Source organism: Curvibacter sp. APW13 (assembly GCF_032337135.1).
In the GTDB taxonomy this organism is placed as follows: Bacteria; Pseudomonadota; Gammaproteobacteria; order Burkholderiales; family Burkholderiaceae_C; genus Allorhodoferax.
Map to the genome: position 1 here is coordinate 547,100 of NZ_JAVXZZ010000002.1, position 24,989 is coordinate 572,088.

19 protein-coding genes and 1 tRNA gene are annotated in these 24,989 nt (G+C 62.6%); 9 read left to right on the forward strand and 11 right to left on the reverse strand.

The features are described from left to right. Window positions 1-2: 2 nt before the first annotated feature. From RQP54_RS10825 to RQP54_RS10850, 6 genes are all read left to right on the forward strand, one after another. Window positions 3-1,448: a leucyl aminopeptidase gene (locus tag RQP54_RS10825; protein WP_315678287.1), complete on the forward strand. Its 1,446-nt coding sequence runs from the start codon at window positions 3-5 to the stop codon at window positions 1,446-1,448. After that, on the forward strand, window positions 1,445-1,882 hold the full coding sequence (locus RQP54_RS10830; RefSeq protein ID WP_315678288.1) for a DNA polymerase III subunit chi: 438 nt from the start codon (window positions 1,445-1,447) through the stop codon (window positions 1,880-1,882). Before RQP54_RS10825 ends, RQP54_RS10830 begins: the two co-directional genes overlap by 4 nt. Then, the gene (locus RQP54_RS10835; RefSeq protein ID WP_315678289.1) at window positions 1,879-2,211 is read left to right on the forward strand and encodes a hypothetical protein; all 333 of its coding nucleotides are present in this window, start codon (window positions 1,879-1,881) and stop codon (window positions 2,209-2,211) included. The genes RQP54_RS10830 and RQP54_RS10835 overlap by 4 nt, the downstream gene beginning before the upstream one ends. A 68-nt stretch (window positions 2,212-2,279) precedes the next feature. Further along, window positions 2,280-2,369: transfer RNA gene (locus RQP54_RS10840), tRNA-Ser, on the forward strand. Window positions 2,370-2,498: 129 nt separating this feature from the next. After that, window positions 2,499-4,076 carry a response regulator gene (locus RQP54_RS10845; protein ID WP_315678290.1) on the forward strand — a complete coding sequence of 526 codons (1,578 nt, stop codon included), beginning with the start codon at window positions 2,499-2,501 and terminating at the stop codon, window positions 4,074-4,076. Window positions 4,077-4,144: 68 nt separating this feature from the next. Beyond that, window positions 4,145-5,206: a GGDEF domain-containing protein gene (locus RQP54_RS10850; RefSeq protein ID WP_315678291.1), complete on the forward strand. Its 1,062-nt coding sequence runs from the start codon at window positions 4,145-4,147 to the stop codon at window positions 5,204-5,206. Here RQP54_RS10850 and RQP54_RS10855 read toward each other — a convergent pair. The 4 genes from RQP54_RS10855 to RQP54_RS10870 all read right to left on the reverse strand — a co-directional run bounded on the left by RQP54_RS10855 (window position 5,107) and on the right by RQP54_RS10870 (window position 8,455). Then, window positions 5,107-5,628, reverse strand: a complete 522-nt coding sequence (locus RQP54_RS10855; RefSeq protein ID WP_315678292.1) for a DUF6622 family protein — start codon at window positions 5,626-5,628, stop codon at window positions 5,107-5,109. The genes RQP54_RS10850 and RQP54_RS10855 overlap by 100 nt on opposite strands. A 122-nt stretch (window positions 5,629-5,750) precedes the next feature. After that, on the reverse strand, window positions 5,751-6,959 hold the full coding sequence (locus tag RQP54_RS10860) for a GNAT family N-acetyltransferase (protein ID WP_315678293.1): 1,209 nt from the start codon (window positions 6,957-6,959) through the stop codon (window positions 5,751-5,753). Between the two features lie 11 nt (window positions 6,960-6,970). Continuing rightward, the gene (locus RQP54_RS10865; RefSeq protein ID WP_315678294.1) at window positions 6,971-7,882 is read right to left on the reverse strand and encodes a stomatin-like protein; all 912 of its coding nucleotides are present in this window, start codon (window positions 7,880-7,882) and stop codon (window positions 6,971-6,973) included. A 39-nt stretch (window positions 7,883-7,921) separates the two neighbouring features. After that, complete coding sequence (locus tag RQP54_RS10870; protein ID WP_409997558.1) at window positions 7,922-8,455, reverse strand: NfeD family protein; 534 nt, start codon at window positions 8,453-8,455, stop codon at window positions 7,922-7,924. A gap of 35 nt (window positions 8,456-8,490) precedes the next feature. Here RQP54_RS10870 and RQP54_RS10875 point away from each other — a divergent pair, with 35 nt between their 5' ends. Next, window positions 8,491-10,770: an arginine/lysine/ornithine decarboxylase gene (locus RQP54_RS10875; protein WP_315678297.1), complete on the forward strand. Its 2,280-nt coding sequence runs from the start codon at window positions 8,491-8,493 to the stop codon at window positions 10,768-10,770. 340 nt (window positions 10,771-11,110) lie between these two features. Beyond that, the gene (locus RQP54_RS10880; RefSeq protein WP_315678822.1) at window positions 11,111-12,391 is read left to right on the forward strand and encodes an NAD(P)/FAD-dependent oxidoreductase; all 1,281 of its coding nucleotides are present in this window, start codon (window positions 11,111-11,113) and stop codon (window positions 12,389-12,391) included. Between the two features lie 346 nt (window positions 12,392-12,737). On the opposite strand, the gene RQP54_RS10885 is transcribed toward RQP54_RS10880, so the two are convergent. From RQP54_RS10885 to RQP54_RS10910, 6 genes are all read right to left on the reverse strand, one after another. Further along, the gene (locus RQP54_RS10885) at window positions 12,738-14,132 is read right to left on the reverse strand and encodes a hypothetical protein (protein ID WP_315678298.1); all 1,395 of its coding nucleotides are present in this window, start codon (window positions 14,130-14,132) and stop codon (window positions 12,738-12,740) included. Between the two features lie 115 nt (window positions 14,133-14,247). Further along, a complete protein-coding gene (locus RQP54_RS10890) occupies window positions 14,248-15,264 on the reverse strand; it encodes a glyceraldehyde 3-phosphate dehydrogenase NAD-binding domain-containing protein (protein WP_315678299.1) in 1,017 nt (338 codons plus the stop codon). A 167-nt stretch (window positions 15,265-15,431) separates the two neighbouring features. Next, window positions 15,432-16,874: a DUF3999 family protein gene (locus RQP54_RS10895; RefSeq protein WP_315678300.1), complete on the reverse strand. Its 1,443-nt coding sequence runs from the start codon at window positions 16,872-16,874 to the stop codon at window positions 15,432-15,434. Then, window positions 16,871-19,783 (reverse strand): DUF2339 domain-containing protein, encoded by a 2,913-nt coding sequence (locus tag RQP54_RS10900; protein WP_315678301.1) that lies wholly within the window; start codon window positions 19,781-19,783, stop codon window positions 16,871-16,873. The genes RQP54_RS10895 and RQP54_RS10900 overlap by 4 nt, the downstream gene beginning before the upstream one ends. A 151-nt stretch (window positions 19,784-19,934) precedes the next feature. Then, the gene (locus tag RQP54_RS10905; RefSeq protein WP_315678302.1) at window positions 19,935-20,492 is read right to left on the reverse strand and encodes a hypothetical protein; all 558 of its coding nucleotides are present in this window, start codon (window positions 20,490-20,492) and stop codon (window positions 19,935-19,937) included. Window positions 20,493-20,544: 52 nt separating this feature from the next. Continuing rightward, entirely contained in the window at window positions 20,545-22,203 is a 1,659-nt protein-coding gene (locus tag RQP54_RS10910) for a hypothetical protein (RefSeq protein ID WP_315678303.1), read from the reverse strand. A 275-nt stretch (window positions 22,204-22,478) separates the two neighbouring features. Between RQP54_RS10910 and RQP54_RS10915 the strand changes: the two genes are divergently transcribed. Next, window positions 22,479-24,152, forward strand: a complete 1,674-nt coding sequence (locus RQP54_RS10915) for a rhomboid family intramembrane serine protease (RefSeq protein ID WP_315678304.1) — start codon at window positions 22,479-22,481, stop codon at window positions 24,150-24,152. 163 nt (window positions 24,153-24,315) lie between these two features. On the opposite strand, the gene RQP54_RS10920 is transcribed toward RQP54_RS10915, so the two are convergent. After that, window positions 24,316-24,861: a hypothetical protein gene (locus RQP54_RS10920; protein WP_315678305.1), complete on the reverse strand. Its 546-nt coding sequence runs from the start codon at window positions 24,859-24,861 to the stop codon at window positions 24,316-24,318. Window positions 24,862-24,989 lie beyond the last annotated feature (128 nt).

A 24,989-nucleotide genomic window follows, 5' to 3' on the forward strand; every position in this document is an offset into this window, starting at 1 on the left:
TTATGAACTTTGAACTCAAGACATCGACGCTGGCTGGGTTGGCCCAGGAAAAAAGTGATGCCGCCATCGTGCTGGTGGCCAACGGTTTCCAGGCTCCCAAGGGCGTTCTGGGGGCCTGGATGACCAAGGCCATCCAGGCAAAAGCCCTGGATACGGCAACGGGCAAAGTGCTCTCGGTCTACGAACTGCCGGGCCTTGCAGCCCCCAGGGCGGCGTTTGCGGGTGTCGGTGTTGCTTCTGCCAAAGATGTGCGCTCGGCCCTGACAGCGGCCCTGACCCCACTCAAGTCGTCGGCACTAAAAAAGCTCACTGTCGCATTTGCCGGTGATGCCGACGAGGCCAGCGTCCGTGCCGCGGTCGCAGCCTTGTATGACGCCTTCTACGCCTACACCACTACCAAATCCAAGGCCGAGAAACAGCACCTGCAGAAGGTGACACTGCTGGTGCCCAACGCTTCGGCGTGCCAGACCGCATTCGACCGCGCCGTGGCTATTGGCGAAGGTGCCTTGGTAGCCAGGGAATGGGCCAATCGCCCGGCGAACCATGCCACTCCCACCTTGCTGGGCAAAGCGGCCCAACACCTGGCCAAGGGCACGCGCATGCATTGCGAGGTGCTCGGCCCGAAGGAGGTAGCCAAACTGGGCATGGGCTCGTTCATGGCTGTGGCACAAGGGTCGGCTGAGCCCCTGCAGTTCATCGTGCTGCGCTACCAGGGTGCAGCCAAGACGCAGGCACCTACCGTGCTGGTGGGCAAGGGGATCACCTTCGACAGTGGCGGCATTTCCATCAAGCCAGCGCCTGAGATGGATGAAATGAAGTTCGACATGAGTGGGGCGGCCAGTGTGCTGGGCACCTTCAAGGCCCTGTCGGTGCTGAAGCCCGCCATCAACGTGGTTGGTCTCATTCCAGCCTGCGAGAACCTGCCCAGCAGCACGGCCGTCAAGCCCGGTGACGTGGTGACCAGCATGAACGGCACCACCATCGAGATACTCAACACCGATGCCGAAGGACGCCTGGTGCTGTGCGATGCGCTTACCTATGCCGAGCGATTCAATCCGAGCGCGGTGGTCGACATCGCTACCCTCACGGGGGCGTGCGTCATCGCGTTGGGCGCCGTGCGCAGTGGTGTGTTCAGTTCGGACGATGGACTCGCCAACGAATTGCTGGCTGCAGGGACCCAGGCACAGGATCTGGGCTGGCGTATGCCCTTGGACGACGAGTACGCCGACGGTCTCAAGTCCAATTTTGCCGATGTGGCGAACGTGGCGGGGCGCCCGGGCGGTGCCATCACGGCAGCCAAATTCCTGCACCGATTTGCTGCTAAGTACCCTTGGGCCCACATCGACATTGCCGGAACGGCCTGGAAGGGTGGTGCCGCCAAGGGGGCGACTGGGCGGCCGGTCGGCATGCTGGTGGAGTTTTTGCTGGGGAGGGTGCAGGTCAAGTGACCCAGGTCGCGTTTCACTTCGGCGCCCCGGACCGCATGCGCTATACCTGCCGCTTGCTGCGCAAGATCGCTGCATCGGGTGCGCGTGCGGTGGTGTGTGGCGAGCCCGAGACCCTGGCGGCGGTGGATTCCGGGTTGTGGGCAGTGGCGCCTACCGATTTTGTCCCGCATGCCATGGAGGGCGCTGTGGGCAGCCAAGTTCGGCGCAGCCCCATTGTGCTCGTGTCCGATCCCGTGCCGGCAGCCTCTGACACGGTGCTGGTGAACCTGCTGGCGCAGATGCCGGCGCATTACACCAGTTACGCTCGGGTGATCGAGGTGGTGAGTGCCGAAGGGGCGGATCGCGACAGCGCCCGGGCCAAGTGGCGCCAGTACACCGCGGCGGGCCATTCCATCGCGCGACATGATCTGAAACTCAAGGAGGGTGCTGCATGACTGGCTCCCGCCCGCGCACCCGATTCGTTCCCACGCTCACGGAAGTGGTTCGCGTTCCGGGTGATGCAACGCCGACGCCAGAACCTGCAGCCATGGCTGCAGCGGAGTTGGTCGGCGCAAACCCCAGTCGCAGCATGCTGGAAGCGGCCGTGGACGACCTGATGCCACGTGCCCGCGAGCGGTTGCGGGAAAGCCTGCACACGGCCGCCTACGCATTGGCGGAAGAGCAACTGCGCTCCATGGAAGACGAATTGCGCCAACGGTTGCGGGCCGCGGTACGGGAAGCGTCGGGCATGGGCAGGAGCGCAAGTCCGGTGACGAAAGACTAGGCATTTTTCGCGCTTTCAACCAGAAAAGGCTCAATTCGGCTTGAAGTCAGGTTAGAATCATGGGCTTCGGAGCGGTGGATGAGTGGTTTAAGTCGCACGCCTGGAAAGCGTGTGTAGGGTAAAACCTACCGCGGGTTCGAATCCCGCCTGCTCCGCCAAGATACAAGCCCCACGTGCATCAGCGCGTGGGGCTTTTCTATTTCCTGCGGCGCTTGCCCGTCATCAGTGCGCATTTCTGGCACACTGCCCAAAAAAATCATCAGCGCATTATCGAGTGGGAGCTTGACGTGTCTCTGGACCAGTCTGTTTTTCTTGTGGTTGACGACATCGAGGCCATGCGCAAGGTCATTACGCACCAGCTGCGCACGCTGGGGATAGGCAAGGTCGTTTCCGCCAACAATGGGGCAGAGGCATTGGCAGTCCTCAGGCGACAGCATGTCGACGTGATCCTGTCGGACTGGAACATGCCGGTCATGTCGGGCCTGGAATTGCTCAAGGCCTTGCGGGCGGATCCTGAGTTGCAACGCATTCCGTTCGTGATGATCACGGCAGAAGCGGAGCGCGCGCGGGTGCAGGAGGCCATTGCCAATGGCGTGAGCAACCTGCTGGTAAAACCGTATACCACCCGCAGTCTGGCCGATCGGATCGAACGAGCACGCCAATGGGAAAGCCAAAGGTCGCCAGGCAGGCCGATGGCTACCGAGAGTGCGATGCCGGAACCTCGGGTGGCCTCGCCAGCCCCGTCGGCGGGGCAATTGCCAACCATCCTGGTGGTGGACGATACGCCGGACTACCTGCGCCTCCTGACCGATCTGTTCAAGAACGACTACAAGGTGCGGGTGTGCGACAACGGTCAGCGTGCATTGGAAATCTGCTGCTCCGACACGCCACCAGACCTGGTATTGCTAGATGTGGTCATGCCAGGCATGGATGGTTTCGAGGTGGCGCGCCGCATGCGTGAACACCCCAGTGCCGAGACCATTCCGGTGATCTTCATCACTTCCCTGAACTCGGTAGATGCCCAGATGCAAGGTGCTGCACTGGGCGCGGTGGACTATGTCTCCAAGCCGATCGAACCTGATCTGCTCAAGCCCAGGGTTCGGAATTTCATGCGCTATGTGGCCTTGCACAAGGAGTTGCAGGCGGAATTCGACGCGATGCAACAGCTCACGCGGTTGCGTGAAGACGTGGAGCACATCACCCGCCATGACGTCAAGGCCCCCCTGGCGGGCATCATGGCCCTGGTGCAGCCCCTCATGGAGGAAGGTCTGCGGGACGACCAGGTGGAGCGCCTGCGCTTGGTGGAAGAGCTTGCGTTGCAGGCGTTGGAGGTGGTCAACCTGACGACCGAGATCTACAAGATCGAGACAGGTCGCTTCCAGTTGCGGCCACAGGCCGTGCCGATAGGCGACATTCTGATGCGCGTGATCAACATCACACGGGCCAGTTACAGCGTCAAGGCGGTGCAGTGGCACTATGCGCTGGAGGACCTTTCGAAGGGGGCCCCGCAGATTGCCGGTGATCCGGTGTTTTGCTACTCGATTCTGCAGAACCTGATGAAGAATGCGTGTGAGGCCACTCCGCAAGGAGGGCTGGTGCGGGTTACATTGGAATTGCAGGATGGTGTCGTGATTCGTATCGAGAACGCGGGCGCGGTTCCAGACAGTGTGCGGGCGACGTTCTTTGACAAGTATTCAACCGCGGGTAAGCCCAACGGAACGGGCATGGGCACCTATTCCGCCAAATTGCTCACTGCTGCGCAGGGCGGAACCATTTCAATGGAAACCTCGGATGCCGACGACAGGACTTCCATCACGCTCTGGTTTCCCCTGATCGCGCCCATTGGAAACGGGGCGACGATCTGAATGACGGCACTGGCGCTGGTGCAGTTGCGCTAGACTGAACGCAGTGAATCGCCATCGTGGGGGCCGCCATGCCAGAGTCATCGTCGCAAGGGGTTGATCTGTCGGTCGAGGAACTGGAGCGGCTGCGCCGGGCCGATGCGCTGCTGACGTCCATCCTCGAAAACTCCCCATTCCTGATATCGACCAAGGACCTCACGGGTGTCGTGACGCTCGCCAACCAGCGTTTCACGGTGCTTGACATACCTCCACTGGACCGGTTTGTAGGGCGCAGCGTGTTTGAGCTGTTTCCCCCGGAGGTCGCGCAGGCACTGTGGGCGAACGATATGCAGGCAGTTCGCGAAGAGCGCTGCATTGAGGCTGAGGAGGTGGTGGCCCACAAGGATGGCAGCCAGCACACCTACCTCACGGTCAAGTTTCCGGTGCGCGATGCCCAAGGCAACATCAGCGCCAGCTGTGCGCTGTCGGTGGACATTACCGACACCAAGCGCGCAGTGCGCGACAGCCTGACCGACGAGCTGACGGGAATTCCGAATCGCCGGGCCCTGAACCACACCTATCCGGAGGAAGCCCAGCGCGCACTGCGGCATAGCGAAACCCTGAACCTGGCCCTGATCGACATCGACCATTTCAAGGCCTACAACGACAGTTGCGGGCATGACAGTGGCGACGATGCCCTGCGCCGGGTGGCCAATGCCTTGCGCCTGGCCCTGGCCCGTGCGGGAGACCGGCTGTTCCGCGTGGGGGGCGAAGAGTTCGTGGCCCTGTTCATCACGGGTGATGCACAAGGGGCCCGCGCGCACGCCGAAGAATTGCGCCGCGCCGTGGCCGAACTGCAGTTGCCGCATCCGGGCTTGGGTTCGGGGCAGGTTGTCACGATCTCGCTCGGGCTGGCATCGCTGGTGGGGCAGACTCGCGGGACTTCGAATCCCTGTACCACCGGGCAGATGCTGCGCTCTACCGGGCCAAGTCAACCGGCCGCAATTGCGTGGTCGTGGCGCCCTGAGCCTTGCCAGGATACGGACGAGGCCCTTTACTCGGTCACCACGCGGCGCGGTGTGGCAGACCAGCCAGTCGCCAAGCGCAGCAAGCGTACCGCGCGGGCCAGGAAGGCGCCGCTGAAGGCACCGTAGAGCACACTGAAGCCCACGGTGAAGGCGGTACTGGCGGCCAGGGCCGGTTGCAGTCTCAGGCTGGCACCGACGGCGTATTTGGTGAGGAAGATGCCCAGGATCAGGCCCAGCGGTACCCAGCTGCCGGGCAGGGTGAAGCGGCCTGTCCAGTCGTCGTAATGGGTGCCCGTGGGCAGCGGGGTACGCAGCACCAGTGTGGCCAGCAGGCCCGCCCCCACCAACCAGGCCGGCAGCACCCAACCCTGGCTACCAAAGGCACTGAGCGTGCCATACAGCGACCAGAGCGCCATGCCCAGCGCGACCAAGCTGACGCGGCGCAGCGGCACGCTGCGGGTGACGGTCTGGTTCAGGCCCAGCCAGAGCAGGCCCAGCAGCAGGGGCCAGACCCACAAGGGGGTGTGGGAGACAACTTGGTTCAGCATGGTGCACTCCTTGGGTGGGAAACAATGGGCCGTACTGTGCCCATGACGAGCGGATGCCGCGAGCGGTTTGCGACGAAATGTGCTGGCGTTGGCGCGAAATGCCGTGGAATGGAGTGAGCCGTTCAGGCAGCGCTGCTGCTGGTGCGGCGCAGCGGCGAATGTGCTTCGAGCTCCTGCACATAGCGTTGCACCCCGTCGCGTTCGCGTTCCAGGAAGTCGTCCACCGCGCGGGCGAACTGGGGGTGGGCCAGCCAGTGGGCGCTGTGGGTGGTCACCGGCAGCAGGCCGCGGGCCATCTTGTGTTCCCCTTGGGCACCACCTTCGAAGCGCGCTACGCCGTTAGCGATGCACCATTCCAATGGCTGGTAGTAGCAGGCTTCGAAGTGCAGGCAGTCCACCGGCTCCAGCGCACCCCAGTAGCGGCCATAGGCCACGGCGCCCGCCAGCGTCGGTTCTTGGATGCCATTTTGGCCTGAAGCCCGGGTGGAATGTGCGTGGATAGCTATCAAACTGCTAGCGACTCGCTGTCCGTTGCGGTGTGCAATGAACAGTATCCAATGCTCGCTCTGGCTCTGCGCCAAGTGTGCAAAGAAGGCGCGACTGAGGTAGGGCGGATTGCCGTGCTCCAGGTAGGTGCGTTCGTAACAGCGGTAGAAGAAATCCCAATCCGCCTCGGCAATGCCATGGCCCACCTGCACGGTGAACGTGATGCCCGCGTCGCGCACCTTGCGCCGCTCCTGGCGCACCTTCTTGCGCTTCTCCTGCGTCAGGGTGCCCAGGAAGTCGTCCAGGTCGCGGTAGCCGCCGGGGCGGTTGTGCCAATGGAACTGCACGGTGTGGCGCTCCATCAGCCCTTCGGCCTGTGCAGCCTGCTGGTCGGCAGCATCGCCAAACAGCAGGTGCAGCGAAGACACCGCATGCGCTTGGCACCACTGGCGCACGTGGGCCAGCAGGGTTCGCCGCAGATCGGCGTCTGCAGCCAGCAATCGGCTGCCGGGCACCGGGGTAAAGGGCACGGCCAACACGGCCTTGGGGTAGTAGCGCAGGCCGTGCTGGTGGTAGGCATTGGCCCAGGCCCAGTCGAACACGTACTCGCCATAGGAATGGCTTTTGACGTACAGGACGCAGGCTGCCTGCAGGGCATTGCCATCCCACAGGCTGAAGTAGTGCGGCTCCCAGCCGGTGTCCGGTGCAGCGCAGCCGGTGGCCTCCAGCGCCAGCAGGTAGGCGTGCTGCATGAAGGGCGTGGGCGTGGCTTGCGTGGCCAGCAGGCCATCCCAGTCGGCGGCGGGCAGGGCCGCCAGTGAAGTGTCGACGCGCAGCGTCAGCACGCGTTGCAGACCTATTTTTGGCCGGTCTGCACCATCTTCATGGCCGAGGTGATCAGGGCCGACACCTCGGTCATGTTGCCGGGCACGATGAGGGTGGTGGTGGCGTCGGACGCGACCTTGCCGTAGGCGTCCACGGCCTTCTCGGCCACCTTGAGCTGCACCGCCTGTTCGCCGCCGGGCTGGCGAATGGCGGAGGCAATGCGCTCGATGGCCTGCGCCGTGGCGTCGGCCACAGCCATGATGGAAGCGGCTTCGCCTTGCGCCTGGTTGATGGCGGCCTGCTTTTCACCCTCGGAGCGGGCGATGAATGCCTCACGCTCGCCGGTGGCGATATTGATCTGCTCCTGGCGGCGGCCTTCGGACGCGGCAATGAGCGCGCGCTTCTCACGCTCGGCGGTGATCTGCTGCTGCATGGCGTGCAGGATTTCCTTCGGCGGGGTCAGGTCCTTGATTTCGTAGCGCAGCACCTTCACGCCCCAGTTCAGGGCGGCTTCGTCAATGGCGGCCACCACCTGGGCGTTGATGAGGTCGCGCTCCTCGAAGGTCTTGTCCAGTTCCAGCTTGCCGATGACCGAGCGCAGCGAGGTCTGGGCCAGCTGCGAGATGGCCACGATGTAGTTGCTGGAACCGTAGCTGGCGCGCATGGGGTCGGTCACCTGGAAGTACAGGATGCCGTCCACCTGCAGCTGCGTGTTGTCGCGGGTGATGCAGACCTGGCTGGCAATGTCCAGCGGCACTTCCTTGAGCAGGTGCTTGTAGGCCACGCGGTCGATGAAGGGCACCAGCACATTGAGCCCCGGTGCCAGGGTGGAGTGGTACTTGCCCAGCCGCTCCACCACCCAGGCGTGCTGCTGCGGAACCACCTTGACCCCCTTGGTGACGAACAGGGCGGCAATGACCAGAACAATGATGGCGATTTCCATGGTTTTTCCTTGGGGTTGAATGGATCTGTCGGGTAGGGCTCAAGCCTTGTCGACCAGCAGGCGGTTGCCCACCAGTTCGGCTACGCGGTGTGCTCCGGGTGTGGGGTTCACCCCGGGGCGGTGGATGGCGGTCCAGCGGGCTCCGCGGTAGTGCACGTCGGCGCTGCCATCGGGCTTCCAGGCATCGATCATGACGGTTTCACCGATGTCCATGTTGATGTTCGGGTTGGCGTTCGCGGGGGGCTCGCGGTCTTGCCCCGGGCGTTTGAAGTGCCACACCAGCGCACAGCCCCCGCCTACCACGGCCGCGGTCACGATCTGCACCACCACGCTGGCGCCGGCATGGGCCGCCAAGGCGGCGCAGGCCAGTCCGATGGCAAACATGAGCAGGTAAATGGCCCCAACAAACAGCTCCAAAGCCACTGCTGCGCCAGCCAATACCCACCAGAAGGTCGATTCCGCCATGTACACGCCTTTGCGTTGTCTGATTGAGCCCACATTGTGGGCGAAATAACGGGCCACCCCTAGGAAAAACCCCAATAACGCCAGTGTAGTCCTTACACTTCGCGCCACTTTGTATTGAACCGGCTTAACTGTTGGAGCGCCCGATGAAATTCCGCTTTCCCATCATCATCATCGACGAGGATTTCCGCTCGGAAAACACCTCGGGTCTGGGTATCCGCGCCTTGGCCGAGGCCATCGAGAAAGAGGGCTTCGAGGTGGTGGGCGTCACCAGCTATGGCGACCTTTCCCAGTTTGCCCAGCAGCAAAGCCGCGCCAGCGCCTTCATCCTGTCCATCGACGACGAAGAGTTCACCCCCGGGCCCGACCTGGACCCCGCGGTACTGAACCTGCGCAACTTCATCGAGGAAGTGCGCTGGAAGAACGCCGACGTGCCGATCTACATCTACGGCGAAACCAAGACCAGCCGCCACCTGCCCAACGACATCCTGCGCGAGCTGCACGGCTTCATCCACATGTTCGAGGATACGCCCGAGTTCGTGGCACGCCACATCATCCGCGAGGCCAAGAGCTACCTGGAAAGCGTGCAACCGCCGTTCTTCAAGGCGCTGCTCGACTACGCCGAAGACGGCTCCTACAGCTGGCACTGCCCCGGCCACTCCGGTGGCGTGGCCTTCCTGAAGAGCCCGGTGGGCCAGATGTACCACCAGTTCTATGGCGAGAACATGCTGCGTGCCGACGTGTGCAACGCGGTGGAAGAGCTGGGCCAGCTGCTGGACCACAACGGTGCCATTGGCGAGAGCGAGCGCAACGCCGCGCGCATCTTCAACGCCGACCACTGCTTCTTCGTCACCAATGGCACTTCCACCTCGAACAAGATGGTGTGGCACCACACCGTGGCCCCCGGGGACATCGTGGTGGTGGATCGCAACTGCCACAAGAGCAACCTGCACGCCATCATCATGACCGGCGCCATCCCCGTGTTCCTGAAGCCCACGCGCAACCACTTCGGCATCATCGGCCCCATCCCCAAGAGCGAATTCGAGCCCGCGGCCATCCGCGCCAAGATCAAGGCCAACCCGCTGCTCAAGGGCGTGGACGCCAAGACGGTGAAGCCGCGCATCCTCACGCTTACGCAATCCACCTACGACGGCGTGCTCTACAACACCGAGACCATCAAGAAGATGCTGGACGGCTATGTGGAGAACCTGCACTTCGACGAAGCCTGGTTGCCGCACGCCGCGTTCCACCCGTTCTACGGCATGTACCACGCCATGGGCAAGAACCGCAAGCGCCCCAAGGAGGCGGTGGTGTACAGCACCCAGTCCATCCACAAGCTGCTGGCCGGCATCAGCCAGGCCAGCCACGTGCTGGTGCAGGACTCGCAAAACGTGAAGCTGGACAAGCACCTCTTCAACGAGGCCTACCTGATGCACACGTCGACGAGCCCGCAGTACAGCATCATTGCCAGCTGCGACGTGGCCGCCGCCATGATGGAGCCCCCCGGCGGTACCGCGCTGGTGGAAGAAAGCATTGTGGAATCGCTCAACTTCCGCCGCGCCATGCGCAAGGTGGACGAGGAGTACGGTGCCGACTGGTGGTTCAAGGTGTGGGGCCCCGAGGTCACGGCCGAAGAGGGCATTGGCGAGGCCAGCGACTGGATCATCAAGGCCGAGAGCAAGAGCGCCAAGGCCAACGCCAAGGCCAACTGGCACGGCTTTGGCCCCTTGGCGGCCGGCTTCAACATGCTCGACCCCATCAAGAGCACCATCGTCACGCCGGGGCTGGACCTGAACGGCAAGTTTGCCAAGTCCGGCATTCCGGCGGCCATCGTGAGCAAGTTCCTGGCCGAGCACGGCGTGGTGGTGGAGAAGACCGGCCTGTACAGCTTCTTCATCATGTTCACCATCGGCATCACCAAGGGCCGCTGGAACACGCTGCTGACTGCGCTGCAGCAGTTCAAGGACGACTACGACAAGAACCAGCCCATGTGGCGCATCATGCCGGAGTTCTGCGCCAAGCACCCGCGCTACGAGCGCATGGGCCTGCGCGACCTGTGCCAGTTCGTGCACGAGATGTACGCCAAGTACGACATTGCCCGCCTCACCACGGACATGTACCTCAGCGACCTGACCCCGGCCATGACACCCACCGACGCCTACGCCCACATTGCCCAGCGCAAGACCGAGCGCGTGGAGATCGACCACCTGGAAGGCCGCATCACTGTGGGCCTGGTTACCCCGTACCCCCCGGGCATTCCGCTGCTGATCCCCGGCGAAGTGTTCAACAAGAAGATCGTGGACTACCTCAAGTTCTCGCGCGAATTCAACGCCCAGTGCCCGGGCTTCGAGAGCGACATCCACGGGCTGGTGGCGGAGAAGGACGCGGAAGGCAAGGTGCGCTACTACGCGGACTGCGTGAAGTAAGTCGTCGCAGCTTCAAAAAGAGGCGCCTGCAGTGGATGCTGCAGGCGCTTTGTATTTTGCCGTTGCCGCAATGCAAACTCATGCGCCACCGCGCATGAGGCCGCCCGCAAGTTCCAGGAATTGGTATTGGAGGTTCTGGCGAACGCTGTGAAATCCTGATGGCGCTGGCCTGTGCGGCACATCGCCGCTGGGCCACCCTCACTGCACCCCGCTGGCAGTGTGCAGTCCCTATCAGGTGCTGTGTTGTCGCGTTGTGGTGGCTCCATGCCCACCAGGGTGATTCAGCATAATTCCTGCTGATCAGACGTTGCCAGTATCACCAGTTGTGGGGGAAGTGACATTGCATTCCGACATTGTTATCGTGGGAGGCGGGGCCGGGGGCTTGGAGCTTGCCGCCAGATTGGGCCGGAGTCTAGGGGCCCGATATGGTCGCGAACGGGTGTTGCTGGTCGACCGCTCGCTATTCCATATCTGGAAGCCGACTTTGCACGAAGTGGCTGCGGGCACCTTGGACGCCCACCAGGAGGGTTTGTCCTATACGGTGCTGGCGCGGCGCAACCATTTCAGCTTTGCCATCGGCGAGCTGAAGTCAGTGGATGCCCAGAAAAAATGCATTACGCTGAATGAGATTCGGGACGCGAAAGACGAGGTTCTGGTGCCGAACCGCACCCTGAGCTATCGGTGGCTGGTATTGGCCATCGGGAGCGGCTCCAATTCATTCAGCACCCCTGGGGTAGAACATGCGCACTTGTTGGAAAACGTGCGGGATGCACAGCAGTTTCACTCCGACTGGTTGAGCGCCTGCGCCAAGGCCTCCTTCTCCACCACCAGGGCATTGTCTGTTGCCATCGTTGGCGCGGGGGCTACGGGTGTCGAACTGTCCGCCGAATTGCTGGAGGCCCACGCCGTTCTTTCGGAAAGCCTGGGCAGTGCGCAACGCTTCCGGCTGGACATCACCTTGGTGGAAGGCAGTGGGCGCATTTTGGGGGGACTGCCGGAAAAGATCTCGGCCCAGGCCGAAGTGGCGCTTCGGCGCAAGCAAGTGCGGGTGCTGACGAATACGCGGGTCGTCGGCATACGGCGCGGTGCATTGCTGGTTCCAGGCGGCGAAATAGCGGCCGACCTCATTGTTTGGGCTGCGGGAATCAAGGCGGCAGACACCAATGCCGAGTACGGCCTGGAAACCAACCGCATCAACCAGTTTGTGGTTGACAGCCACCTGCGTACCACTGCGCCCGACGTTTTTGCCATGGGCGACTGCGCAGCCTGTGTGTGGACTGAGGACCGGCTGGTGCCAGCGCGTGCTCAAGCCGCCCACCAGCAGGCCGATTACCTGTCTCGCGTCCTTGTGGCGATGCTGCGGGAACGCGAGTACAGCCAGGCCTTTGTCTACCGCGACTTCGGTTCCCTGGTGTCCTTGGGTGAGAACAGAGGTGTGGGAAACCTGATGGGCGGCTTGGCCGGACGGAATTTCTTCGTCGAAGGGCTGATCGCGAAGTGGATGTACATCTCACTGCATCTGAACCACCATCGGGCCATCCTGGGGCTGGGAAAAACCATGGTCCTGGCCTTGGCACGTCTGCTCCAGCAGCGTGTTTCCGGGCGCCTGAAGCTGCACTGAGTTTGCCCAGCAGGGGCAGCGCGCTGGCGCACACGCCACAGCGGTGTGCTTGGGCTGGTCGCCAGCGCTCAGCTCTTTAGTCTGGTTGCCGCAGGTGTTCCCACAAGTTCAGCGCCCCGTGCCGGGGCTTCGAGTGGGGCGTCCACTGGCTGCAGGGGGAGAGGGACGAGGACTGCAAGACGCGGTCTGCGTGCAGTAGGTTTTTGCAGCTTCAAAACAAAAGCGCCTGCAGTGAAAGCTGCAGGCGCTATGTCTTTTGTGGTGGAGGGCAAACAGAAAGACCGCAAGCGATCGAATATCGTTTTACAACCACTCTGCCACCAAACAAAAAATGCATAGCTAGTCTCTACTGATTTCTGTATTCCTTCTTTATTTCTATATCTCCCGCGGGGGTTAATAGGTAAATTGATGATTCTGTAACTCGAAAGCCGATGTGTTCCTGTGAATAAACCAAGTCACAGTCTCTGCCTGGGCATGTAATATGATCACTATAGTTGTCTACAAGAGCCATGCTCTCCCTGTCAAGGGCCATTGCGCTAAGGTATATGGAGTTTGTCCCCTCTGTTGGAGATCGATTGGGATACCAAATTACAATATACTTATTTGAGCAAAATTTTTGAGGTGTCCTTCGACCATTGATTAGCGGTGTTATATATTCATCGCTGCAATCAATCCGCGCTTCTTCGGTGGTTCGTATTCCGGTGTAATATTTTGAATTTTTGTTCTGGCCTATAGCTGTAAGAATAGACTGAATATATCCTTGGTAGCCATATGCTGCTGGACAGTGGTTGCGCCCATGAAAGGAGCCAAATTGTATCTTTTGTTCATATGCGATAGTGTGAGAATAATTGTCAATCAACTGAATGAGTTGAGTTGAGTCACGTGATACTACTCGAAGTACATATTTGGCTGGTTTGGCGTTGTTGTCAATCTTCCGTCCAATGACATAGTCTGGTCTATTGTCGCGATACGTCCATTCGAATCCATCTTGCTCGTAGGTTTTCAGTATTGGGCCAGACCAATGCAAATATGCACTCATGAACTCATTCATGGAGTGGTCAACGATTACGTGGTCACCTTCTTGTACGATCGGTGCGGAGACTCGACTGATTGGTACTTCGCATAATTTCGCAACTGTAAACGCGGTACCTCGTGTTAAGTATAAATGGCGATCCTGAGAGTTTGCATTATTCCATTGATGAATATTTACTGCAAAGATGGATAAAACAATTAATAAAGGAATAGTTAAAAAAATTCCAATGCTGCGAATTGATAGTTGATAGAGTTTTGTGAGAGTTGCTATACCAAGCAATAGAAGTGAAACTCCCCAAATTACTACTCCCCAGCCCCAGGATGTAATCTGTTCGTGATGACCTCCTTCGTCAACAAGGATGTCGTGAACAAAGAATGTGGTGCTAGCTACGCCGATCATTAAAATTGTGGATTTGATCGGAGTCTTGTCTGCGTAAATCGTTGCTACTGCATAGATGTAGGCGATATTTGCATAAGCAGCGATTTTTCCTGTTAACCATCCCAGTAGTACACCTTCAATCAGAATGTGAAGGCCATAGTAGATTTTTGATGGATCTCCATTTAATGTAAATCCAGGCAAAGCCAATGAAGCAAGCCAAAGAGCGAGCGATAGTCCTGCAAGGCTTTTAACTCGTCTTGCACCAATGTTTTTGGTTATATTTTTTTGTTTTTGATTTGTTTCGAGTGGCTTATTGCTATCTATCGGCATATGTTTTCCCTGTCTTCCTTATTATTCTTGGCATATAAGCTTCTTATTGGTCATTTGACCCGAATCAACCAAGGTCTTCATTTAGCAACGGTTGATCACAATCCTGAGCACCTATTCAACCACCACATCCCATCCTCCCCGCCGTATCCAGCATCCGGTTCGCAAAGCCCCATTCGTTGTCGCACCACAGCAGCGCCTTGAGCAGGCGTTTGTGGGCTACGCGGGTGAGGGAACCGTCCACCACCACCGAGCGTGGGTCGTGGTTGAAGTCGATGGAGACCAGCGGGGCTTCGGTGTAGCCCAGGATGCCTTGCAGGTCAGCATTGGCCGCTTCGCTGAGCACGCGGTTGATGTCCTGCGCGGTCACGTCGGCGCGCAGGGTCAGCGCCAGGTCCATGGCGGTGACGTTGATGGTGGGCACGCGCACGGCAATGGCTTCGAAGCGGCCTTCCAGCTGCGGCAGCACGCGCTGGATGCCGGCGGCAAGCTTGGTGTCCACGGGGATGATGGAGACGTTGGCAGCGCGGGCGCGGCGCAGGTCGGGGTGGTAGGCGTCGATGACGGACTGGTCGTTCATGGACGCGTGCATGGTGGTGACAGCACCGCTTTCCACGCCAAAGGTGCGGTCCAGCACGTCGATGACGGGCACCACGCAGTTGCTGGTGCACGAGCCGTTGGACACGCGGGTGTGGCTGGGTAGCAATCCCGCATGGTTGGTGCCGAAGACGCAGGTGTAGTCCAGGTCATGGCCACCGGGTTGGCTCAGCAGCACTTTTTTGGCACCGGCGGCGAGGTGGCGGTCGAGCTGGGCAGCGCTTTGCATGGTGCCGGTGCACTCCAGCACCACGTCCACCGCCAGTTCGCGCCAGGGCAGCTGGGCCGGGTCGCGCTGGCTCAGCAGGCGCACGGCATGGCCGTTGACGACCAGGTATTCGCCCACGCGCTCCAGCGTGCCGGGAAAGCGGCCGTGGCTGCTGTCAAAGCGCAGCAGGTGTTCGATGGATTCGGCCGGGGCCAGTTCGTTGATGGCGACGAGTTCGAATTCGGAAGTGCGGCCGGACTCGACCAGGGCACGGAGGATGCAGCGGCCAATGCGGCCAAAACCATTGATGGCAATGCGGACGGGAGACACGGCGGTTACAGGCAGGGTACGAAAACGGGCAGGGTAGCACAGGCGGCGGCCTGCGGCGGGGCCAGTGCGTGCATGGCAGTGGCAGCAGGTGTCTGCCAGCTGCTATGGAAAACGTAGCTGCTCACGCAATTTTGTTGCGGGCTAGGGGCCAAAAAGGCCCATAAAACCTATGCGGAAGGCGGTGCCGCGCTGTCTGCGGCGGCGCGGTTGCTGCGCAGCAGCTTCAGGGCCACGGCGCCCAGCGCCAGCACGGCTGCGCCTAGCACCAGCCACAGGAAGCCGGCGCGGGCATTGGAGTCTTCCAGGAAGTAGCGCCAGCGGTCGGCAAAGCGCTTGGCCTGGGCATTGGGTGCGGACACGGCTGCGCCGATGCCGGCCAGGGGCCAGGTGTCCGGTGGCGTGGCGGCGGCCGTGGTGAGTGTGGCGGCGGGCAGCGCTGCTGCGGGCGTGTCGGAGCGGCCCACGGCCAGGGTGTAGGGTGCCTGGCCGTTGGCCAGAAACGCCAGCGTGACGGGCTGCAGTTGCAGCTTGGCTTGCAGGCCGTCCGCCACCGGGGTGTCGCCACTGGGCCAGTCGGTCAGGCGCAGGGTGCGCCAGTCGCCTGCCGGCAGGGGGTGGGGGGCATTGTGGCGGATGTTAGCGCCCTGCTGCAGGTGGTACACCACCACGCTGCCCAGGCTCTCCCAGGCGGCAGTGCTGTTGCTGCCGGGGCTGGTGGCGCGGCGGCCTTGCAGCTGGTAGGTGCGCAGCTGGTTGGGCTGGGTCAGGCTCCATTGCACCGAGGCCACGTGGGCACCGGGCGGCAGCGTCCATTCCAGGCCCTTGCCGGAGCGTGCCGGGTCGCCCGGCGGCAGGCCCACCTCCACCATGGCAGGGGTGGGCGCGGCAGACACAGTGCGCAGCTGCAGGGCTTGCACTTTCACCTGGGCGCTGGCGGGCCATTGCAGCAGCAGAAACTGGTCCTGCACCTGCTGTGGGCTGCTGAACTGCAGGCGCAGGTTGCTGGGTGCACCACTGCCGGCAAAGCGGTAAACGGGACCGGTGGTGGGCACGCTTTGCCATTGCTGCAGCGTCTTGCTCAGGCTGGCCTGCAGGTGCACCGGGGTGTTGTCGGGCAGCGTGATGCCCAGGTCCACGCTACTGACCAGGCCCTTGACGGCGCGCAGGTCAAACACGGCGGCCTGCAGCGCGGTGGGGTCGGCGCCGGTGCCGCTCCACTGCAGTTGCAGGTGCTGCACGCCCCCGTTGCCATGGCTGCGCACGTCCACCCGGGCGCTGAGTTGCGCAGAGCCGCTCGCAGCCTGTGCTTGCAGCGGCAGGGCCGGCACGCGCGCTCCGGCGGCGTCAATAGGCGCAGCGCTGGGGGTGCTGAGCAGGGCGTGGGGCAGCGCCTGGCCTTGGGCGTCAAAGACGCGGATGTCATTGCCGCTGCGGCTTTGCAGCGCACCCAAGGCGGGCGCGGGCAAGGCCACGCGCACCAGGGCCGCGTCGGGTGGCGTGATCAGCGCGGCGCGCCAACTGAATTCGGTGTACTTCAGCGGCGCGGTGTCGGCTTGGGCCCATAGCGGCGCGGCCAGCAGCAGGGCATAGGGAAAAGAGCGTTGCGTCATGCGCGGGATTCCTTGGAAGGCTGCTGGGCAGGGGGCAGTGGCGCGAAGTAGCCGATGACCAGCATGATGACGCCCACGCCAATGAAGGTGACGATGCGTTCGCCCCCGCCCCGGTTGGACAGGTCAATGAGCAGCAGCTTGAGCACGGTCAGGCCCAGCAGGGCGGCGCCGCCCATCCACAGCGTGCGCTGTTGGCGGCGGTGGGCGGTGAGCATGAGGGCCAGGGCCAGCAGGGTCCACAGCAGCGAGTAGCCTGCCTGCACCAGAAAGGAGGCAAACAGCGTGTCGGCCTCCCAGGCCACGCCACCGAAGTGGTGGGCAATGCGCAACCACACGGTGTTGATGGCGACGAAGGCCACGGCCAGCCACGCCATCTTCCAGGCCGGCTCAAACGCCAGGGCCGGCAGGGGCAGGCTGCTGGCGCGCACCCGCCGCATCCACAGCGCAGTCACGGCCAGCCCCAAGGCCACGCTCAGGTCGGTAGGGTTCAGTAATGGCACATAGGGCAGCGGCGCGGTGTTGCCGCGCGAGGTGAGCGCCACGGCCAGCGCGCCTAGCAGCACCAGCAGGGCCACCGGGGCGGCACCGCGCCACAGGTAGGCATAGGCCTGGGTCTGCAGCGGCCAGCGCTGGCGCCAGGGGCCGAGTGGGGTGTGCAGGCCTTCGCTGGCCAGTGCCAGCACCACGGCACTGCCGGCTGCGAGCATGACCACGGTGGCCCAGGCGGTGTGCCACAGGCCGGCCTGGTCCACGCCCCAGTACAGCAGGTTGCCGCCCAAGAGCATCAGTAGCCACACGCCCGCGCTGTGCACCCACGACCAGGCAGTGGTGGGCGGCAGGGCGTCGGCGTGGCGCAGGGTGTGCAGGTGGGCAGCCAGCACCAGGGGCCACAGCCACCAGCCGCCGGATTGCAGGGCGTAGCCTTGGGACTCCAGGGCGTCGATGGCCGACAGCAGCATGTAGGGCATGCTCAGCAGTGCGGGCCAGGCGGCGTCCACCCAGGGATTGGCCCGACCCGGCCGCGCCAGGAAGTGCACGGCCCAGGCGCTGAGTACCCAAGCCAGCAGGCCCAGGTAGTAATCGGGTGGCACAGCCATCCAGCCCGAGGTGCCGTCGTGGGGTACGCGCTCGATCTCGCTCCACAGCGCAGCCTGCCACCACAGGAAGCCCCAGGCACCGAACACGCGCGGCCAATGCGCTTCCAGGTCCAGGTAGGGGGTGTTCCAGCTGGTTCGGGTGGTGGCCGGGCCGTTGTAGCAATGGCTCAGCCATGCGATGGCAGCGCCTGAAGCGGCCAGCAGCACGGCGCCAACGAAGGTGGGATTGGCGAAATGCAGGGCGGGTTCGGGCGAGAAATCCAGGGACTGCAGGTAGCTGAAGGCGGCAAAGCCCTGCAAGGCCGAACCGGCCAGGCGGGCCAGCCAGCGCTGCTGGCGCAGGCCTATCCAGAACACGGCAGCGCCCTCGGCCGCCCAGGCGGCGCTGACCCAGCGCCCGTCCAGCGCCAGCGGCACCGCCAGTGTGGCAAAGCCCAAGGCCAGTGCCACACAGCACTCCACCAGCCAGCTTGCCGTGGGGCCGGGGTGGCGTTTGAGGGTCCAGAAGCCCACCACCAGGTACCACGCCGCCAGCCCCAGCGCTCCCGCTGCGCTGGCGTAGGGAATGTCCCAGACCATGTGCGCCAGCAGGCCCATGCTGACGATGGGATTGCCGAAGACCAGCGTGGCGTCCACCGCGCGCTGCTGCGGCAGGCCGTGGCGCAGCGCGTACCACCAGGCTGCCAGCAGGTATTGCCCAAAGAAGAGAGCCAGAAAGGGCAGGGTGGTGCCCAGATGCTCGGCGCGGTACTGCAGCACGCCCCAGGCCGTGGCCACGCCAAAGGTGGCAAAGAAGCCCAGCAGGTTCAGTGGCCGCCAGGCACGCAGCGCGGCCACGGCCACGATGCCGCAGTTGAGCAGCGCGTAGTAGCTGAACAGGCCCACATGGTCACCCTGGCCGGTGGACGCCAGCACCGGCGCGGCAAAGGCACCGGCAAAGCCGATGAAGGCCATGGTCTGCGCGTTCTGCAGCAGCGCAATGGCGGTGGATAACACGCACACCAGCGCCAGCAGCGCAAACGTGGGCCCGGCAGGCAGCAGCTGGTAGAGCCGGAAGGCGGCAAAGATGGTGAGGTAGAGCACGCCTACGCCAGCGCCCTGCAGGCTCAGTGCGTAGCTTGTGCGTGTTTCGTCGTTGCGCTGGCGCCAGCCCAGGCCAAACAGCACCAGGGCCACGAGGCCGATGCCGGCCAGGCGCACTTCGGGCGGCAGCAGGGCGTGGTCGATGGAGTACTTGGCCAGGAAGGCCAGGCCCACGAACAGCATGAGCAGGCCCAGGCGCAGCACGGTGTTGCCGCCAAAGATCCACTGCTGTACCTGCGAGGCCAGGCGATCGAAGTTGTCGCTGAGGTCTGGGCCGGTCGCGGGGGGCGCGGTAGAACGGGCCGGGGCGGCAGCGGGGGTCGGCGTGTTAACCGGCGAAGCAGCCGCTGCCGGGGCGTGCTGCACCCAGCGGTCGAACGCGTCTTCGGGTTCTGCGTCAGCCGGGGGCCGTGGCGCCGCAGGCTTTGCGGGCGTTGGCTGCGCCACTTCGGTGTCCACCGTAACACGGGTGCTTGCCGTGGGTGGCGCTGCGCTTTCGGCTTGCGCTGCTTGGGTGACCGGTGTGGCACGGGCAGCGGCAGTCGCTGCGGCGGTGGCGGCCGCGTGTTCGCGCATGCGCAGGGCCACTTCCTTGCGGACCATCTGTTCGATGTGCCCCATCAGGCTGCGGCCGATGATCCAACCGACCAGCGCGCCGATGAGCGCGCCGCCCGCACCCTCGGCAGCCACGCCGGTGAGAAACCCAGCCAGTGTCAGCAACCACACCATGTATGTGCTCCCTGTGTTGTTCCGTCGGATGCGCGCCAGTGTAGCAAGCAGGCATGCCTCCTGAAAATGCTATTTAATTGATAGCGTGCTACGCAGTGGATATGCGGTCTGGCGGCGAGAAATACACCTGAGTATGGTGGCTGCCCAAGGCTCAGTGGGCTGGCATGATGATGACGCGTTCGCCGCTGGGTTCGGTCTTCAGGTTGCTCGATGGGGCGGTGCTGACCTTGCCGACTGCAATGCCGATGGATTGGACGCTGGTGCGGCCGCCTTGTTCCATGTGCAGGCTCAGGTAGTACATGCCATCGCCCTGTGGCACCACGACCACGCTGGCTGTCGTGGTGCGGTTGGCGGGGGCCACTCCGTTGCCTGTGGTGGATTGCAGCTGCAAGGGGGCCTCAGGCTGGAAGGAATAGCGTACCGTTTCGGCGCCGGCATCGATCTGGACCGTGATCGTCACTGGGTGGTAAGCAGAGGGCGTGCTTTCGAGCCGATAGCTCGTCTGGGCGTCAATCCCATTCGCCTTCTGGACCAGTTTCGTGAATTTCCGGGCCTTGCGTGCCTTGCTCTTCTTCGCTACCGGGGCGGGGTGGCCGCTGGTCGTGGCGGTGCTGGCGGGGGCGGTTTCAGCACCATGTGCGGGGGCCGCGCCCAGTTGGAGCACGCTCCACAGGAGCCCGCAGATGCCGAGGTACTGGAATGGTTTCATGGGTGTATTCCTCATTGTGGCTAAGGGGATGTTGGAGCTTGCGTGTCAGCCGCTAGTTCACCGACAGGTTGAAGCAATTGGCGCTCGTCAACTTGTTGTAGTCGGTCAGTACCATCACGGCGTCGCCTGCGGTGAGTGCAACGTTTTTCGTTTCGGAGGTTCCGGTAGTTTCGCCGTAGTACACGTTTCCACCCTGGTAGATGCGGAAGTCCGGATCGGTTCCGGTGCCGCCGCCAGCCGTGAAGGTATAGGTTCTGGAAGACGGCAAGGTCATGCGTATGAATTGGGAAACGCCCAACTTGTTGGCGCCGCTGACCGAGTTGTAGTAGGTGTAGTCCACGCAGTATTGCGCGTTGGTGCCGGAAAAATTGGAGTGCGTCTTGTAGACCGCCAAGGCGCCCGGGACGGAGCCATCGTTGGTTTCACCCGTACCCCAGCCGTCGGTGGAACCGATGGATTCCGCCGTCAGTGTCGAACTCACGGCCGTGAGAGCCGATGAAGACAGGTTGGCCAAGAAGCTGTACAGAGAAGAGACCCGGGCGTTGGTCTTGAAGTCGCTGGAGGTCAGGGCATCCCAGATGGGCGTGAAACCACTGTTCTGGTTGATCGTGGTCAGCACGTAGGCTACGCTGGTTTCGTTGAACCACCCCTTGGACGATCCGCCGCTGCTGGCGAGGTTGACGGTGAAACCGGAAGCCTGCGCAGTACCGCTGGAATCCGAGTACACCGTCCTTTCTGTGGCGATGCCGCCCCACGCATTGCCCCACCCCTCGGAGAAGGCGACGCGCATGTCGAGCTTGTGGTTGAAGGCGTGGCTGCCCCCGATGGAGTTGTCGCGCGAAAAGGCGGCCTGCATGTAGTGGCCGAATTCGTGTGCGACAACCGTTTCATCGAACTCGTCGGTATCCACGCCTTCCTTGCCCAGGATGTAGAGTTGGTAGGCGCCGCTGCCGCTGTCGTAGCCGCCAAAGAAGCTGGTGCCTATGTCGCCTGCCGAGAGAGTACCCGATGATGGGCGGTTGTTGACGCTCCAGAACATGTTGAGTTTGGGGATGACGACAAGCGACTTGGCCTTGGCGATCTTGAGCATGCCCTTGTAGGCCGTATCCAGCAGGGCAAATGGCCCCGACGCACGGGTGCCGGTGTAGGTGGCGGTGTTGGTGTCCCAGCCGGAATCGGCATTCAGGTTCTTGGTCACGTCGGAAGTGCCGGTGTTGAAGGTGGCGGAGTCCAACACATACAGGGCGTTGCTGTTGGTGTTGTCACGCACGCTGACGTTGTACTGGGCGTAGGAGGTCGAGGTACTGACCGCTTCGGCCTTCACCCGGACCTTGACGCTGGTATTCGTGGGGGCCAGGAAGCTGTAGTTGCCCGATCCGTCGGTGGTCGCCGTGGCCAGAACCGCGGAGCTACCGGCATCGAGCAGTTCCACGGTGGCGCCGCGAATGGCGGTGTAGTACTGACCGGCGTAATTGAGCCGCCCGGACGTGAGGTTGTTCGGGACGATCTGGGCCTGCGCCTTGCCCGACACCGTGACACCGGTCGTGACGGTGGAGCTGGACGTCGCGGCACTGATTTGCGTGGCGCTGTACGTGACTCCATTGCCGTTGTCCGGGCTGGTGGTACTGCCTCCGCCACCACCACCGCCACCACCGCCACAGGCGGCCAGAAGGACCGCGGCCAGCGTGGCCGCATAACGGTACCGATGCATCGACGAAATCTCCCTGAAGTTATTGAACTGACATCGCGGAATGGATTATGCCGTTCAGGTATCGGCACTTTGCTTCGGTGTGTAGCGCGCCTACCGCTTGCGCAAGTCCTGCACAAGCCACTGTCCGGGATTGACGCTGCGCCGGAATCGGGCCTTGCGCAGATGCGTCGGGATTTCTTCCCGGACAGGGGAAGCGTGCCCCCATGAGCCGCCGTCCTACCGATGGCTTGCGTGCTTGTAGACTCGGCACTTTTTCGGATGTAGGCAGGGAGCCGATGACGACACAACCGACGTTGCCCGCGTGGGAGGAGCAGTTTCTAGGATCCAGCAATAGTTCAATGGCCAAGGCGCGGCTGTGGGTCTGGTTCGGCGTTGGCATTGGGCTGCTGGTTGCAGCGGCAACCAGCAAGAGCGGGATCGGTTGGGTAGGTGTTCTGGTACCGGTCGTTTTTGCATTGGCAGTGGACTGGTTGTTGCGCAGTCGCGTGCGCGCCGGAAAGGTGTATGCCACGGTCGATTCGGCTGGAATCGAGGCTCCGGCCTTCCAAGGCAAGACCAAACGGTATCGGTGGCCCGAAATCGCGCAGGTGGTGCTGACGCGCGTGCAGGGCCACCCCATGCTGCAACTGGTACTGCATCCCACCCCGGGTCGCCCCGACAAGAAAGGTTTCTGGACTGGCAGCAATCCTGCACGCCCACTTCTGCCGCTGGGGGTCTTGAACGACGCAACCCAGGCGCGACTGGTGGACCGCATCCAGCAAACCCTGATCATGCGCGGAGCGGAGGATGGCGTACCGGCAACCGTGGTGCAGGACCATCTTGCCGACGAGCGGGCGTTTCAGCAGCGCCTCAAGGCTATGGCACCTGTGCCATGGCTCACCTACCTTCTCTTGGGGGCCAACCTCGCGGTGTGGTTGTGGACCCTGAGGCAGGGGGCAGGTGTCCAGGGCGTTGCGCCTGAACTGCTGTTGGCGTGGGGTGGCAATGCCGCTTCGGAAGTGCAGCGTGGCGAATGGTGGCGCCTGGCCACGTCGGTCTTCCTGCATTGCTCGCTGATGCATGTGGCCTTGAACATGCTGGGCTTGTACTCGGCCGGGGTGACGGTGGAACGCATCTACGGTCATCGGCTGTTTGCCCTGATATATGCGGGTTCGGGCCTCGTGGGCGCGGCCTTGAGCCTGCATTTCGCGGCCCAGAAGTCGGTTTCGGTGGGTGCTTCTGGTGCCGTGTTCGGGGTGCTGGGCGCCTTGCTGGTGGCGATGCTGGAAAACGGAAAGCACCTGCCCAAAACCATCGGTAAGCAGGCTTTGGGAAGCTCGGCGTTCTTCATTCTCTATTCACTGGCGCAGGGGTTTTCGCGGCCCGACATTGACAACGCGGCCCATGTGGGTGGGCTACTGGCGGGCATGGTGCTGGCCTGGGTGTTGCCGGAGCGCTTCGACATGGAAGCCTTTGCACGCAAGTTCGCTTCGCGGGCGGCTTTTGCGGTCTCACTGGCTGGCATGGCGGCTGTCTCCCTGGCATGGACCGCCCCTGTGGCTGCCCTGGACATGCGTGGTGTGATTTCGTTTCAGGACGGAATGCGACAGCTTCAGGAGGCTGTTTCGCTGATACAGCAGGACGTGAAGGACGTCGAGTCCGGAAAGCGAACCGAGCGCGAAGTCGATGAACGCAGCCGAGCGGTGTATGCCCCAATGCTTCGCCAGGCCGGGATAGCGCTGGAGCGCGCGTCATTGCCCAAGGGCGATCCCCGCCAACCATTGCTGGTCGACATGCGGCGCTTGACGGCCCTGATGCTGGAAGCGGCTGCGATGGAATCTGTGTTCCCGGCCGACGGCAGCAAACCCCAGCCGATCGACCCGGTACGCAGCGCTGAAATCGAAAGGGAATTGAAGGAAGTCGATCAGCGGGTGCGCCAACTCGCGTCGGTTGCAAAGAACGCGCGGTGACGGGCCTGAGCCGGACGACGCCGCCTTTCAATTCTTCTGCTATCGATACAGTAGCTTACTATGCAATATGTACGAGGGCTGGATGCCAAAAAAGCGTGTGCTGTTGACCCTGTCCGGCAGCTGGCGCGGGCAATGCCCCCGCTGCGGTGGCTGCAGGCAATGCTCAGCCTGCGTGCAATACCCGCACATGGGCCCGTGACAGTGCGCGGTAGGTGGCGATGCGTCGGGCCAGGGGCCACCAGTCGTAAAGGAACAGCTGCATGGGCCGCCACATGGCGACCCAGCCTGCGATGGTGAGGCTTTCGCGGGCGATGGCGTGGGCGTTGCTCGTGCCAGCCTGCGCGATGGTTTCTGCACCCAGCAAACACAGCGCAAGGAAAGCCAAGCCGATGAGCAGGCTGATGCGTCCTTGCCAGAACAGGTCGCGCAGCTCCTGGCGGGTCAGCTTGGCTTTGTCGGCAAAGTGGTGGTGGATGGCCTCGGTGAGCAAGGCATTGGGGCTGCCCTCGGGCGGCAGGGTGCGCAGGTGAATCGTTAGGTGCAAGGCGCTCTTGGGCGAAAAGCCGCGCGCCCAGGTTTCGATGAAGGCCTCGGCCTCGCGGTCGAGTGCCTTGCTGTGAAACGGCGTGGGGTCCATCGAATTGAACAGCTGCGGCAGCTCCTGCACGCGCAGGTCCAGATGGTGGGTATTGGTGGTGTGGGCGGTCATGGGATGTCCATGGTGTGCAGAAGCGTATTGGGGGGCGACTGGTTCCTTATAGCAGCCGTGCCAGGGCAGGTTCTGCGGGCTCACCGAGTCGCTTCTGTATTGATAGCTGTCTGCGCAGTATCTGCGAG